The following is a 14,800-nucleotide window of genomic DNA, read 5'->3' on the forward strand; positions in this document are numbered from 1 at the left end:
GCCTCGCTCGTCCGACCTGGGCACGTCCGTGCCCGACACTCACTCTCCTGGGGGACCCGTGACCTTGGTACGTCGTGTGACGCTGCTGACCGGAGTGGCGCTGCTGCTCTCGATGCTGCACCTGGTGCCGATGGGATCGGCGTCCGCCGCCGTACCGGCGGTCTCGACCACGAGCGCCCCGGCGCGCTCGGTGTCGGCCGACCCGAACGCACGGCGGGGCTGGAAGCCGGCCTGGGGTGCGGCGTTCAACAATCCGGTCGGTTCGCCGGCCGCGCGCAACGCGCTGATGCGGCGGATCAAGAACGCGATCACGCACGCCAAGAAGGGCAGCACGATCCGGATCGCGGAGTACTCCAACGACCGGGTCGACTTCGCCAACGCGCTGATCAAGGCGCACCGCCGCGGAGTGGACGTCAAGGTGCTGCTCAACGACAACTGGACCTCCGCGGCCACCACGAAGCTCAAGCGCGCTCTCGGGTCGAAGCGGAAGAAGCGCAGCTGGGTCTACGTCTGCGACCGGTCCTGCGGCGGCGGGCCGGGCAACCTCCACATGAAGGTCTTCTCCTTCGACCGCACGGGTGCGGCGCGCAACGTGATCATGACCGGGTCGACCAACACCACCAACCGGGCGGTCAACCTGCAGTACAACGACCTCTACACCCTGGCCGACCCGGGGCTGTTCCGCACGTGGACCCGGGTCTTCGCGAAGCTGAAGAACGACAAGAACCGGCCGCGCTGGATCTACTACACCGGCAAGAACACCAGTGCGACGTTCTACCGCGAGCTCTCCGAGGTGACCGGCCGGAGCTTCCGGAGCCCGCAGTCGGCCACGACCACCACGGCCGCCCGACTGCCCACCAAGGCCGAGGACCCGGTGATGAAGCGGCTCAACCAGGTCAGCTGCGCGGCACCGCGCGGCACCGGCAACGCCCGTGGACGGACCAAGGTCCGGATCACGATGTACGCCTGGGCGAACAAGCGCGGTGTGTGGCTGGCCGAGAAGGTCGCCCAGCTGAAGCGACGCGGCTGCGACGTGGCCGTGATCCTCTCGGTGCCGGGCGGACAGGTCGTCAAGATCCTTCGGGAGTCCGGCGTGCCCATGCGGAGCGCGGACTGGGCGTACATCCCCAACTCCGCGAACCCCTCGGGCTACACCGTGGACTTCTACTCCCACCTCAAGGTGCTGACCATCGACGGCGGCTTCCGCGGTAAGGGCCAGCAGGTGGTATGGACCGGCTCGGAGAACTGGTCGATGATGTCCTTCCGCAACGACGAGCTCATCCTGGAGCTGCACGGTGCGGGCCCCTACCGGCGCTACGACCGCCAGTTCTCGACGATGTGGAGCGGTCGGGCCACCCACGCGATGGGGGTCAAGCCGGTCGGCAAGCCCTGACCGTTCTCGTCCCTCTTCCGATCTCCACCACGCCCTCCCGCCACCCGCGGGAGGGCGTGGTGCTGTTCCTGGGCACGCGGCTCATGTGTTTGACTGGTCGCGGTCCGAAGGCCGACCATGTCGCCTCCGCCACCGGTGTGTGAGGTGCGTGATCGGCCTCGGGCGCGCTTGGACACAGACCGCGCATGACACACGTAGGCCGGGGGACAGATTCACCGTGATACGCCGTTTGACCATCCTGACCGGAGTGGCCCTGCTGCTCTCCATGCTCCACCTGGTGCCCACGGGATCGGCCTCGGCCGCCTCGGCGCCCGCCTCCGCACCGGCGGCACGATCGGCGCCGGCCGACCCGGCCGCGCGGAAGGGGTGGAGACCCGCGTGGGGTGCGGCGTTCAACAATCCGGTCGGTTCGCCGGCCGCGCGCAACGCGCTGATCCGGCGGATCAAGAACGCGATCAAACACGCCAAGAAGGGCAGCACGATCCGGATCGCGGAGTACTCCAACGACCGGTTCGACTTCGCCAACGCCCTGATCAAGGCGCACCGCCGCGGAGTGGACGTCAAGGTGCTGCTCAACGACAACTGGACCTCGGCCGCGACCCAGAAGATGAAGCGCAAGCTCGGCACCAAGAAGAGCCGCCGTAGCTGGGTCTACGTGTGCAAGCGGTCCTGTGGCGGTGGCCCGGGCAACATGCACGTCAAGGTGTTCTCCTTCGAGCGCACGGGTGCGGCGCGCAACGTGATCATGACCGGGTCGACCAACACCACCAACCGGGCGGTCAACCTGCAGTACAACGACCTCTACACCCTGGCCGACCCGGGGCTGTTCCGCACGTGGACCCGGGTCTTCGCGAAGCTGAAGAAGGACAAGAACCGGCCGCGCTGGATCTACTACACCGGCAAGAACACCAGTGCGACGTTCTACCGCGAGCTCTCCGAGGTGACCGGCCGGAGCTTCCGGAGCCCGCAGTCGCTGACCACCACCACCGCTGCCAAACTCCCCACCAAGGCGCAGGACCCGGTGATGAAGCGGCTCAACCAGGTCAGCTGCCGTGCGCCGGGCAACACCGGCACCAAGCGCAACCGGACGAAGATCCGGATCGCCATGTACGCCTGGACGAGCGAACGGGGCGTCTGGCTGGCCAAGAAGGTCGGCCAGCTCAAGCGGCGCGGCTGCGACATCCGGGTGATCCTCTCGGTCCCCGGCGGCCAGGTCGTGAAGATCCTCAAGGCCAATCGGGTGCCGATGCGCAGCGCCGACTGGAAGTTCATCCCCTCCTCTTCGCAGAAGTCGGGCTACATCGTCGACTTCTACTCCCACCTGAAGGTGATGACCGTCAACGGGAGCTTCCGCGGCAAGGGTCAGCGGGTGACCTGGACCGGCTCGGAGAACTGGTCGATGATGTCCTTCCGCAACGACGAGATGATCCTCGAACTGCACGGTCGTCGCCCCTACCGGCAGTACGACCGCCAGTTCAAGAAGATGTGGAACGGGCGGGCCACCCACCGGATGGGCATCAAGCCCGCCGGCAAGCCCTGACCCGGGCGGTCCTCCGACCTCGACTCCCCGCCGGCCGAGGCGGTCCGACCGGACCGCCTCGGCCGGCGGTACGTCGTCAGGGGGTCGCGCCGCGGCGCCTTGATCCAGCCGTCGAGCCAGAGCCACCCATTGGTGGAGCTACTTACTCGGCGTCCTCGCCGGCCCGGGGCGGACAGAACCAGAGCTGCTCACCGCGGTTGCGGACCGAGGTGCAGTCGGGGTCCTCGGTGCGGGCCGGGACGGACGCGCTGGTGTGGATCATCGGGTGGTCGCTGATCTTGCGGGACGCGGTGCTGTCGTCCCGGACATGGTCGGTGAACTCAATTGCCGAGGACCCCATGATCCAGTCGATGAAGGGCCGCTCGGAGACGACGCAGCCGCTCCCGGACTGGTGGGTGCCGTCGCTGGCGTGCATGCCGCTCTGCGCGCTCATCGAACAGCCGTACTGCTCCCGGTCGTTCATGTCGCCGGTGATGATCATCGGCGTGCCGTCCGCGGTGAGCTGCTCGGCGAGGGCCGCCTCCCGGGCGACGGCGGCATCGCGCCACCGCTGTGCGCCGCCGTGCGTGTCAGCGGGGTTGTGGTAGTTGCCGAACCAGACCCGCTGCCCGGTCTGGAGGTGTTCGAGCAACACATGCGGCATCTGCCGGGTCCGGCCGCCGAAGTAGGGGATCGAGCTGGTCTCGGACTGGACCAACTCCCAGACCGAGGTGTCCCACGCGATCGAGTTCTCCCCGTCCGCGGCGGAGCGGGACGTGCCCGGGAAGAGCGCGTAGGAGCGTTCCACGACGGCCGCCTGGTCGCGCTGAAGCTCCTGGAGGCCGACCACCGAGACCCCCTGAGAGCGAAGCTCGCCGACCGCGCGGCCGGCACGACTCGGGCCCGAGCCGAACCCCTTCCGCCCGGAGGGGCCGCGGGTGTGGCTCGACCCGAGCATGTTGAAGGTGGCCACCCGGAAGTCGGTCTCCTCGCGGGCGCCCGCGTCGACCAGCACCAGCCCCTTCTCGGCGTACTCCTCGCGAAGCTCCTCGACGGTGGGGATGTGCTTGTTGATCCGGACCCCTGGCAGCACCGGCGCCGGCGGAACCGGCGGGCCGTAGACGCCGGGCCGGCTGCCGACCGCAGCCGGTGCCGGCGGGGTCGAACGAACCGGCGCAGCGGTGGTGGACCTCGCCGCGGTCTCCCGAGCGGTCGGAGCGGGGGCGGAGGGTCGGGGGACATCGCTCGAACCGGCCGCCGCGGCCCCGCCGGGTGCGGTGTCGGGACCAGTGGCCGGGCCGGCGTCGGTGCCGGTGAGAGCGCTGGGCACCATCCCGCCCTGCGAGGCGGCGAGACCGACCCCGAGGACGGCCGCGCCGGCCAGGGCCGCGATCGAGAGTCGGGCGAGCCTGGGTCGGCGTACCTCCAGCCGACGCGACGGTGGGGCAGGTCGGGAGGGACGGGACGGTCGGCTCGCGCGACGGCGTCCCGGCTCCTTGCTCATGGCGCTGGATCGTAGCCGGTTCGCGCGGGGGCACCCTCCTCGACGTGGCACGGTCCGGGACTGCGTCCGGCACCGGCGTGGTGGCGGCACTTTGCGATAGGTCACATTGAGTTACCGGCACGTCACGACAGGGACATACTGTGCAGCGCACGTCACACGGGCATGACCGACAGCTCACGAAAGGACCCACCACGCAATGGGCCGCCTCTGCCAGACCGACGGACTCACCGACGACCAGACCGAGATCCTCAAGGCCGTCCGGGTCTTCGTGGACGAGAAGATCATCCCGGTGGCCACCGAGCTCGAGCACCGTGACGAGTATCCGCAGGAGATCGTGGACGGGCTCAAGGAGCTGGGTGTCTTCGGTCTGATGATCCCGGAGGAGTACGGCGGGCTGGGGGAGTCGCTGCTGACCTACGCGTTGTGCGTGGAGGAGATCGCTCGAGGGTGGATGAGCGTCTCCGGCGTGATCAACACCCACTTCATCGTGGCCTACATGCTTCTCCAGCACGGCACCGAGGAGCAGAAGCGGAAGTACCTGCCGCGGATGGCGACCGGTGAGGTGCGCGGTGCCTTCTCGATGTCCGAGCCGGCGCTGGGCTCGGACGTGTCCGCGGTCTCGACCAAGGCGGTCAAGCAGGCCGACGGCTCCTACGCCATCACCGGTCAGAAGATGTGGCTGACCAACGGTGGCACCTCGACCCTGGTCGCGGTGCTGACCAAGACCGACGAGGGCGCGGACTCGGTCTACAGGAACATGACCACCTTCCTGGTGGAGAAGACCCCCGGGTTCGGCGAGGTGGCACAGGGCATCACCGTGCCCGGCAAGATCGACAAGATGGGCTACAAGGGCATCGACACGACCGAGATGGTCTTCGACGCCCATCAGATCGCGGCCGAGCAGATCCTCGGTGGCGAGCCCGGCAAGGGCTTCTACCAGATGATGGACGGGGTCGAGGTCGGCCGGGTCAACGTCGCGGCCCGGGCCTGCGGGATCGCCTGGCGGGCCTTCGAGCTCGGCATCGACTACGCCCAGCAGCGGGAGACCTTCGGCAAGCCGATCGCACAGCACCAGGCGATCCTGTTCCGTCTCGCGGAGATGGCGACCAAGGTGGAGACCTCGCACGCGATGATGGTCCGTGCCGCCCGGCTCAAGGACTCCGGGGAGCGGCTCGACGTCGAGGCCGGGATGGCCAAGATGGTCGCCAGCGAGTACTGCAACGAGGTCGTCGAGGCCTCCTTCCGGATCCACGGCGGCTACGGCTACTCCAAGGAGTACGAGATCGAGCGGCTCTACCGCGAGGCCGCGTTCATGCTCATCGGAGAGGGCACCTCGGAGATCCAGAAGATGATCATCGGGCGCAACCTGCTCAAGGACTACAAGCGCGCCTGAACAGAATCGGCGGCCCCGAGCAACGGCCCGGTCACCAGGGGTGACCGGGCCGTTTGCATGCCCGCGGTCCCAGGTAGGCTCCGCGCCATGAGCCGTGCCTTCCTCCACGTGGGCAGCCCGAAGACGGGCACCACCTTCCTGCAGTCGGTCCTGTGGCGCGGCCGCGAGGAGGCGTTGGCCCAAGGGGTGCTGCTCCCGCTGAGGACGGTGCACGACCACTTCCGGGCGGCCCTGGACCTTCGGGGCGCCACCCGTCAGGTGGTGGACCCGAACCAGCTGGCCGGCGCTTGGGACCGCGTGGTCGAGGGAGCGGCCGGTTGGGACGGCGACGTCCTGATCTCGCACGAGGTGCTCTGCTGGGCGACCCCGGAGCAGGCACAGCGCGCGATCGGGTCCGTGGCGGATCTCGGCTTCGAGCCGCACCTGATCATCACCGCCCGCGATCTGGCCCGGCAACTGCCCGCGGAGTGGCAGGAGCGGGTCAAGGCACGCAGCACCCTGTCCTTCGGCGACTACCTCGACGGGGTGCGCCACCCGGAGAGCACGATGGGTCGCCACACCTGGCGGGCGCACGACTTCGCCGACCTCGCCCGGCGGTGGGGTGGCGACCTGCCGGCCGACCGCATCCACGTGGTGACCGTGCCGCTGTCCGGAGCGCCCAAGGACCTGCTCTGGCGGCGGTTCGCCGGCGTACTCGGGCTCGACCCGGATCGGTTCGACCTGGATGTCGGCCGGCCCAACGAGTCGTTGGGATTGGAGCAGACCGAGTTGCTGCGCGCGCTGAACGGCCGGTTGGGCAAGCGGCTGGCCCGTCCGGGGCCCTATCCCCGCTACGTCAAGAGCGGCTACGCACACGGTGTGCTCAGCTCCCGGCCGGGCACCAAGATCAGCCTCGCCGGGGCGGACCTCGAGTTCGCCCGCGAGCAGTCCGCACGGGTGGTCAGAGAGCTCGAGCAGTTGGGCGTCGACGTCGTCGGCGACCTCGAGGAGCTCCTGGTCACCGCCCCGCCGCGCCCCGACGAGGTGTCGCCCGGCCGCGAGGAGATCACCACCGAGCGGCTGCTCGCCGAGGCGGTCGAGGGCACCATCGGGCTTCTGGAGCGCTCGGAGGAGATGCACCACCGACACCGGCAGGAGATCCGCGAACTGCGTCACGAGCTGGCCCGCGAGCGCAAGCGGGCCAAGCGGCTGACCAAGCAGCGGGACCGGCTGGCCGCCGACGCGGCCGCGCCGGTGCGTCACGTCGCCCGGACGGTACGCCGCCGCGCCGGTGGGCTGGTGCGGCGCGCCCGAGGTGTGGTGGGGGCCGGTGCCGAGCGGGCCGCCGAGAGCGAGCGGGTCGCGGCCGCGCGGAGGCGGACCAAGGTCCACTTCCTGATGTACAACGTCAACGGCATCGGCGGGGTCGCGCGGACGACGATCAACGTCGCCAACGCCCTGGCCGACCACTACGACGTGGAGATCATCAGCCTCAACAGGCGGCGCTCGAGGCCGACGTTCCAGATCGACCCGCGGGTCACGGTGACCTATCTGCTGCCCACCCACCTCAAGGCGAAGAAGCCGCGCTTCACCCCCGAGCAGGCGGAGCTCAACGGCCGGCCGAGTGTGCTGCACCAGGTCACCCCGATCGTCGACAACTACTCCGCACTGACCGACCGGGTCTTCGCCGAGGCGCTGGGGTCGCTCGGACCCGACGATGTCCTTGTCCCGACCCGCCCCTCGCTCAACGCGATCGCCACCTACTTCACCGCCGAGGGCCCCGGCCGACCGACGATCATCGGCTGGGACCACATGAACTACCCGCTGCGCTATCAATCGGAGGAGAGGCAGATCGGCCAGGCCCTCGATTACGCCCTGCCCCGCCTGGACGCCCTGGTCGTCCTGACCAACGCCGACGCCGGTGACTATCGTGTCCGCCACCCGCAACTGCGGGTGCAGCGGATCGCCAACGCCGTCAGTTGGTCGCCGGTCGATCCGCGTCCGCCGCACGAGGAGAAGCTGGTCGTGGCCGCCGGTCGGCTCTCCCCGGCCAAGGGCTTCGATCTGTTGGTCTCGGCGTGGGCCCTGATCGCAGAGGAGTTCCCCGACTGGGAGTGCCGCATCCACGGGGCGGGCACCCTGCGGACCGAGCTGCAACGGCAGATCGACGCCGCCGGGGTGAAGGTCACCCTGCCCGGCTACTCCGACGACATGGAGGCGACCCTCCGGGAGGCCGCGGTCTATGTGATGTCCTCGCGCAAGGAGGGCTTCGGGATGACGCTCACCGAGGCGCTCAGTCAGGGCACGCCGCTGGTCTCCTTCGACTGCCCGCGCGGCCCCGGCGAGATCGTGGTCGACGGCAGCAACGGCCGGTTGGTCCCCGACGGGGATGTCCCTGCGCTCGCGGCCGCGCTCAGGGAGCTGATGGGCGACCGGGAGTTGCGAGACCGGATGGGGGAGCAGGGGCTGCGCGACGCGCACCAGTACGAGCTGGAGAGCATCACCCAGCAGTGGGTGGAACTCATCGACGAGGTCCACGGGACCTCGCCCCGGACCCAGCAGAGCACGGAAGGACGCTGACCAGCCCGTGGCCGAGAAGGTCTTTCTCCACGTCGGAACGCCCAAGGCCGGCACCACCTACCTCCAGGGAGTGCTGTGGGGCAACCAGCACAGGATGCGTGCGGCAGGCGTCCTCCTCCCGGGCACGCGCCCGTTCCAGCACAACCTCGCGGCGTCCGCGGTCAGGGCCGGTTGGCGCCCGGAGCGGGCGACCGTGGTCTGGGAAGCGCTGCTGGAGGAGATCAGTGACTTCCCCGGCACCGCGCTGCTGAGCAACGAGTGGTTCTCCCTCGCCGGTCCAGGCAGAGCCGCGGAGGCGCTGCGACGCTTCGGTGACGCCGAGGTGCACGTCGTACTCACCGCTCGGGATCTGACCGCGGTCGCCCCGGCGGCCTGGCAGGAGGTCCTCAAGCTGGGCCGCTCGACGAGCCTGCACGAGTTCCTGGCCGGCATGCCGCGACCCCGGCAGCGCTGGAGCCACTGGACCCTCGACCCGTCCTGGGTGCTGCGTCGGTGGAGCCGGGGACTTCCGCCGGAGCGGGTGCACGTGGTGACGGTCCCCACCAGCAGGGCCCAGCCGCATCTGTTGTGGGAGCGCTTCGCGACCGCGGTAGGGATCCCGGCCGACGCGGTCGACCCGGACAGCGGCGGCCGGGCGAACGAATCCATCGGCGTGGAGTCGGCCCGCCTCCTGGAGCTTCTCGGGCCGCGCTTGCGCGACGCGGTCGAGGCGGAGCCGGGCACCGATGCTGACTACCGCTGGCTGCGGCGCTACCTCTCCCACCAGCTCCTGGTGCCTCGCGGTGGCTCCCGGATCGGGTTGAGCGCCGAGGAGCACGAACGGCTGCACCAGCGCTCGGTGAAGGCGGCCGAGATGCTGCGCGAGCGGGGGTTCGACATCGTGGGCGACCTGGCGGAGCTCACCAGCGGGCGGCACGACCCCAACCGGCTGCGGCCGTTCGAGGTCTCCGACGCCGCACTGGTCGACGTGGCTGCCGAGCTCGTCGTCGAGCTGCTCCGGGAGCTGCACACCACCTCCGATCAGGGCCGCCCGGTGCCCGACATCGGAGAGTTCGACGCGGTGCTGGACCTGCCGCCGTCGCCCTGATCGCGACCGGTTCGGGTGGCTCGATCCGGAACGGATGTGCGATATCCCACCGGGACCACTCTGGTCCGCGCGGTGTCCGGTGCATCAGGATGAGCCGGACCCCTGCCCCGACCCACGAGTGTGTGAGGACGAGATGAGCAAGACCAACCCCGGCAACTTCTTCGAGGACTTCAGCCTCGGCCAGGTGATCGAGCACGCCACCCCACGCACCCTCACCGAAGGGGACCGCGCGGCGTACGGCGCGCTCTACCCGACCCGGTTCGCGTTGCCGTCCTCCGCGGAGTTCGCTGCCGGCTGCGGTCTCTCCCCGGCGCCGGTCGAGGAACTGATCGCGTTCCACATCGCCTTCGGGAAGACCGTCCCCGACATCTCGCTCAACGCCGTGGCCAACCTCGGGTACGCCGAGTGCCGCTTCCACCGTCCGCTGGTGCCCGGGGACACCCTGCGGACCCGGTCGGAGGTGATCGGGCTCAAGGAGAACTCCAACGGCCGCACCGGCGTCGTGTACGTGCGCTCCACCGCGACCGACCAGCGCGGCGAGATCGCCCTGGACTGGTGCCGCTGGGTGATGGTCCACAAGCGGGACCACAGCTCCCCGGCCCCGGAGACCGTCGTCCCGGACCTGGCCCCGGCGGTGGCCGCCGAGCAGCTCGTCATCCCGGCGGGCCTGGACTTCGGGTCCTACGACTTCGCCGCGGCCGGTGAGCCGCACACCTTCGATGACTACCGGGTCGGCGAGAAGATCGACCACGTGGACGGGGTGACCCTCACCGACGCCGAGCACATGCTGGCCACCCGGCTGTGGCAGAACACCGCGAAGGTGCACTTCAACACCGAGGCGCGCACGGACGGGCGGCGGCTCGTCTACGGCGGCCACATCATCTCCCTCGCCCGGGCACTCGCGTTCAACGGCCTGGCCAACGCGCAACTGATCGCGGCGATCAACGCCGGTGCGCACGTCGCTCCGGCCTTCGCGGGGGACACCGTGTACGCCTGGTCCGAGGTGCTCGACAAGGCGGAGACCGCGGCACCCGGCGTGGGGGCGCTGCGCCTGCGGTTGGTCGCCACTCGCGGGCGGGACGAGACGATGACCCTGCGCGAGAGCGAGGGCGAGCGGGCCGGCCGGTACGCCGAGGGCGTCCTGCTCGACCTCGACCACTGGGTGCTCGTGCCTCGCTGAGGTTCGGGGCTGCGCTGGGCCGGCGTCCGCCGGGTCGCGCGGCCAACAGCGGCCGGCGTGATGTGAGAGTCTGCGAAGGTGAACGATCCGGGGATCTCGCCCACCGGGCCGCACGCGGACGCGGACCAGGTGCACCACGACCATCGCTTCTTCGGCCAGCCGCTCTCGCTGGCTCACCTGTTCGGCGTGGAGATGTGGGAGCGGTTCAGCTTCTACGGCATGCAGGGCATCCTGCTCATCTACCTGTACTACTCCGCGGCGGACGGTGGTCTCGGCATCCCCGAGGGGGTGGCGACCGGCATCGTCGGTGCCTACGGCGGTCTGGTCTACCTCTCGACCGTCATCGGCGCCTGGTTCGCGGATCGGCTGATCGGTGCCGAGCGGACGCTGTACTACTCCGCCTGGCTGGTGATGCTGGGGCACATCGCGTTGGCCGTGATCCCCGACGTCCTGGGCGTCGGCATCGGCCTGGTGCTGGTGGCACTGGGCAGTGGTGGGGTGAAGGCCAACGCGACCGCGCTGGTCGGCAGTCTGTACGAGCGCGGCGACCAGCGCCGCGAGGCGGGCTTCTCGCTGTTCTACATGGGCATCAACATCGGTGCCCTGCTCGGTCCGCTGCTCACCGGGTTCGCGCAGGAGGAGTGGGGCTTCCACGTCGGGTTCGGGCTCGCGGCGGTCGGCATGGCCGCCGGCCTGATCCAGTACACCTTCGGTCGGCGTGACCTTCCCGCTGAGACCCAGCATGTGCCGAACCCGCTGCCGCGCCGGCAGTACCCGCTGTACGCGCTGATCGTGGTGGCCGCCCTGCTGGGGATCGTGGCGCTGGTCGTGGTCGACGTCATCACCGCCGACCGGCTCTCGGCCATCGTCGCCTGGCTGAGCCTGGCCGCGGCGGTGGTCGTCTTCGCGATCATCGTCTCGAGCGGGAAGATCAGCGTGGTGGAGCGCCAACGGGTGTGGGCCTTCGTGCCGATGTTCGTTGCGAGCGCGGTCTTCTGGTCGCTCTATCAGCAGCAGTTCACCGTGGTCACCGTCTACTCCGACCAACGTCTGGACCGCACCATCGGGGGCTGGGAGATGCCGGTCTCCTGGGTGCAGTCGATCAACCCGGTCTACATCATCGTGCTCTCCGGGGTCTTCGCCGCGCTGTGGACCAAGCTGGGGGACCGGCAGCCCTCCGCCGTGGTGAAGTTCGGTCTCGGCACCGCGATCATGGGTGTCGCGTTCTGGCTCTTCCTGCTCATGCCCGAGGGCGAGAACACCGCTCCGCTGCTCGGACTCGCCGCCATCCTGCTCTTCTTCACGGTGGCCGAGCTGCTGCTCTCCCCGGTGGGACTCTCGCTGTCCACCAAGCTCGCGCCGGAGAGGTTCGGGGCGCAGATGGTCGCGCTGTTCTATCTCTCCATCGCGCTGGGTACGGCCATGTCCGGTGAGCTGGCGCAGTACTACGACCCCGACGACGAGGCGCCGTTCTTCACCTGGGTCGGACTGGTCGCGGTGATGGTCGGCGTGGTCCTGCTGCTGTGCAAGCGCCCGGTGGAGCGGCTGATGAACGGCGTCCGCTGACCGTGGCCGCTCGGCTGGCGCGTGCGCAGCCGGGAAGGCCGATCCCGGATCGAGCACGGGGCACCCGGGGGAAAGGGGTCGACGGGCCGCCCGGAGGATGTGAGTCTGGGAGACATGAGTGCTCACCATGGCGACGAGAAGACCGACAACGAGGATCTCAAGGAGAAGATGCGCGAGGCGCTCGAGCGCAAGCAGTCCAACGACCCCGGGGTCGACCACACCTCGCACGACCGTGGTCGCGCCGAGGTGCACGGTCCCGCCTCGACCAAGCGGGTGCACCGGCGCAAGTCCGGCTGACCGACACCTGGAGGTCTCCCGCGCCTGTCACACTGACGGGCATGGGAGACCTCCACCTCGTCCGGCACGGTCCCACCGAGTGGAGCCGCAGCGGGCGGCACACCTCCGAGACCGACCTGCCGCTGCTGCCCGAGGGTGAGGAGGCCGCCCGCGCGCTGCGGCCGCGGTTGGCCGACCTCGCCCCGGCGCTCGTGCTGACCTCGCCCCGTCAGCGCGCCCGGCGTACGGCCGAACTGGCCGGCTTCCCGGACGCCGTGGTCGACCCGGATCTGGTCGAATGGGGGTACGGGGCCTACGAGGGGTACACCACCGAGGAGATCCGCCGACACGACGCCGGCTGGACGATCTGGTCGCACCCGGTGCCCGGGGGCGAGGCCGAGACGGAGGTGGGCGTCCGTCTCGACCGGGTGATAGACCGAGCCATCCGGGCCGACGGGGATCTCCTCGTCTTCGGACACGGCCATGCGCTCCGTGCCCTGGCCGTGCGCTGGCTGGGGCTCCCGGTCCGGGCGGGCCACTACCTGGCGCTGGACACCGCGACCGTCTCGACGCTGAGCTACGAACGGGAGAGCCCGGTGCTCCTGCGGTGGAACGCCTGACCCGGCACTTGACGTGACCTCCACCGAGCAGCACGGTGTTACTCATGTCGCTCGCAGCCGGCTGCCCGCGCTGCTCTCTCCCGATCGCCCCGGCGGCCGGTCCCGAGCAGGCAGTGCTCACGGGGGAGGCCTGGCTGTGCCCTGATCACGGGGAGATCCGCCCGCTCTGGCACCCCGACATGGCCAGCTACGAGGATTTCGTCGACCAGTTGGCCAGGGCGGAGTCGCCCCCCACCCTCCTGCCCTGGCCGTTGGGGCCGGGCTGGCAGGTCAGTGACTTCGGGGTGGTCACGGGGCGGGCGCGGTACACCTGTGTCTCCGGCACCACGGAGCTGGACGGCCCGGTCGACGTCCTGGTGGTGGTCGAGGAGGCGGGTGTCGGGCTGGGCGCCCGGGTCGCGGGCACCCAGCACGACGATCCTGGCCGGGAGATCGCCCGAGGACGGCCCACCGCCCGCATCTGGGTCGAGGCGCAGAGTGTCTCGGTGTGGCCGGTGTCGACCAGCGACTCCGGGGGTGAGTGGGACCGGACCGTGGTGGCGGGCGAGGCCGGCGGACGGTGGTTGTGGTTGGTGTTGCGTCCCGCCTCGGCGGCACTCCTGCTGCGGCAGGAGTGGCGGCTGCGGGACGCCTCCGGGCTGGGCCCGGCGCTGCTGGAGGTCCCCTTCGGCGGGACGGCCGCCAGCTGGTGAGCGCGCCCTCGAACTCGTTCGGAGGGGTGGCGCACGCCACGGACGCGGGCACGGCCGCCCAGTAGTCTGCACGGGTGCGCATCGACCTCCATACCCATTCCCACGTGAGCGATGGCACCGATGCACCGCAGGACCTGGTCCGGCTCGCCGCCCAGGCTGGGCTCGACGTGGTCGCGCTCACCGACCACGACACCGCCGCCGGCTGGGCGCCGGCGGTCGAGGCCGCCCACGAGGTCGGCATCACGCTCGTGCGGGGGATGGAGATCAGTACCCGGCACCACGACCTGCCCGGCAGGCCGGGTGTTCATCTGCTCGCCTACCTGCCCGACCCGACCTATCCGCCGTTGGTCGAGGAGCTCGGCCGGATCCTCGACGGCCGGCAAGGGCGGGTTCCGGCGATGCTGGAGCTGCTTCGCGAGCACGGGATCGAGGTCAGCGCCGAGGACGTCCTGGCGGCGTCCGGCGATGCCGCGGCCACCGGGCGTCCCCACATCGCCGACGCCCTCGTGACCCTGGGAGTGGTGCGGGACCGCGGTGAGGCGTTCGAGCGGTTCCTCAGCGCCGGCCGGCCCGCCTATGTCGGCCGGTACGCCGCCCCGCTCACCGACATGCTTCGGACGGTCACCGCCGCCGGCGGAGTGTCGGTGATCGCGCACCCCTGGGGTCGCTCCAGGGTCGAGCGGCCCGACGAGGCCGATCTCGCCCACCTGGTGGAGCACGGGTTGGCGGGCATCGAGGTCGACCATCAGGACCACTCCCCGCAGGCACGGGACCGGCTACGGGCGATCGGCGGCAACCTCGGCCTGGTCGTGACCGGCGCGAGCGACTACCACGGGGCCGGCAAGATCGACCACGACCTCGGCTGTCAGACCACCGCCCCGGAGGAACTGGAGCGGTTGCTCGATCTGGCCGCCGCGGCCGCAGAAGCCTCGGGCCGCACCACCCCTGGGGTGGTGCGGCCCTGAGAGAGGCTGATCGATTCCGGCGTCGTAGCAGGATCGATCAGTGCTG

At 70.2% G+C, this 14,800-nt stretch carries 12 protein-coding genes; 11 read left to right on the plus strand and 1 reads right to left on the minus strand.

Annotation, left to right across the window (positions count from 1 at the left end):
* The first annotated feature begins 58 nt into the window (after window positions 1-58).
* Both G515_RS0107805 and G515_RS0107810 read left to right on the plus strand, forming a co-directional pair.
* Complete coding sequence (locus tag G515_RS0107805) at window positions 59-1,393, plus strand: phospholipase D-like domain-containing protein (RefSeq protein WP_169570476.1); 1,335 nt, start codon at window positions 59-61, stop codon at window positions 1,391-1,393.
* A 217-nt stretch (window positions 1,394-1,610) separates the two neighbouring features.
* Entirely contained in the window at window positions 1,611-2,933 is a 1,323-nt protein-coding gene (locus G515_RS0107810) for a phospholipase D-like domain-containing protein (protein ID WP_169570478.1), read from the plus strand.
* Window positions 2,934-3,075: 142 nt separating this feature from the next.
* On the opposite strand, the gene G515_RS22595 is transcribed toward G515_RS0107810, so the two are convergent.
* Window positions 3,076-4,416 carry an endonuclease/exonuclease/phosphatase family protein gene (locus G515_RS22595; protein ID WP_028659712.1) on the minus strand — a complete coding sequence of 447 codons (1,341 nt, stop codon included), beginning with the start codon at window positions 4,414-4,416 and terminating at the stop codon, window positions 3,076-3,078.
* 196 nt (window positions 4,417-4,612) lie between these two features.
* On the opposite strand from G515_RS22595, the gene G515_RS0107820 reads away from it, so the two are divergent.
* The 9 genes from G515_RS0107820 to G515_RS0107865 all read left to right on the plus strand — a co-directional run bounded on the left by G515_RS0107820 (window position 4,613) and on the right by G515_RS0107865 (window position 14,754).
* Complete coding sequence (locus tag G515_RS0107820) at window positions 4,613-5,809, plus strand: acyl-CoA dehydrogenase family protein (RefSeq protein WP_028659713.1); 1,197 nt, start codon at window positions 4,613-4,615, stop codon at window positions 5,807-5,809.
* Window positions 5,810-5,896: 87 nt separating this feature from the next.
* Entirely contained in the window at window positions 5,897-8,368 is a 2,472-nt protein-coding gene (locus G515_RS22600) for a glycosyltransferase family 4 protein (protein WP_051218000.1), read from the plus strand.
* 7 nt (window positions 8,369-8,375) lie between these two features.
* The gene (locus G515_RS23290) at window positions 8,376-9,455 is read left to right on the plus strand and encodes a hypothetical protein (protein ID WP_051218001.1); all 1,080 of its coding nucleotides are present in this window, start codon (window positions 8,376-8,378) and stop codon (window positions 9,453-9,455) included.
* Between the two features lie 133 nt (window positions 9,456-9,588).
* Window positions 9,589-10,635: a MaoC family dehydratase gene (locus tag G515_RS0107840; RefSeq protein WP_028659714.1), complete on the plus strand. Its 1,047-nt coding sequence runs from the start codon at window positions 9,589-9,591 to the stop codon at window positions 10,633-10,635.
* A 78-nt stretch (window positions 10,636-10,713) separates the two neighbouring features.
* Window positions 10,714-12,201: a peptide MFS transporter gene (locus G515_RS0107845; RefSeq protein ID WP_245565289.1), complete on the plus strand. Its 1,488-nt coding sequence runs from the start codon at window positions 10,714-10,716 to the stop codon at window positions 12,199-12,201.
* A gap of 114 nt (window positions 12,202-12,315) precedes the next feature.
* Window positions 12,316-12,498, plus strand: a complete 183-nt coding sequence (locus G515_RS0107850) for a DUF5302 domain-containing protein (RefSeq protein WP_028659716.1) — start codon at window positions 12,316-12,318, stop codon at window positions 12,496-12,498.
* Window positions 12,499-12,539: 41 nt separating this feature from the next.
* A complete protein-coding gene (locus G515_RS0107855) occupies window positions 12,540-13,097 on the plus strand; it encodes a histidine phosphatase family protein (RefSeq protein WP_028659717.1) in 558 nt (185 codons plus the stop codon).
* A 44-nt stretch (window positions 13,098-13,141) separates the two neighbouring features.
* Window positions 13,142-13,789, plus strand: a complete 648-nt coding sequence (locus G515_RS0107860) for a DUF6758 family protein (protein WP_028659718.1) — start codon at window positions 13,142-13,144, stop codon at window positions 13,787-13,789.
* A 74-nt stretch (window positions 13,790-13,863) separates the two neighbouring features.
* Window positions 13,864-14,754 (plus strand): PHP domain-containing protein, encoded by an 891-nt coding sequence (locus G515_RS0107865; RefSeq protein ID WP_028659719.1) that lies wholly within the window; start codon window positions 13,864-13,866, stop codon window positions 14,752-14,754.
* Window positions 14,755-14,800 lie beyond the last annotated feature (46 nt).

The organism is Nocardioides insulae DSM 17944 (genome assembly GCF_000422825.1).
Classification (GTDB): domain Bacteria; phylum Actinomycetota; class Actinomycetes; order Propionibacteriales; family Nocardioidaceae; genus Nocardioides; species Nocardioides insulae.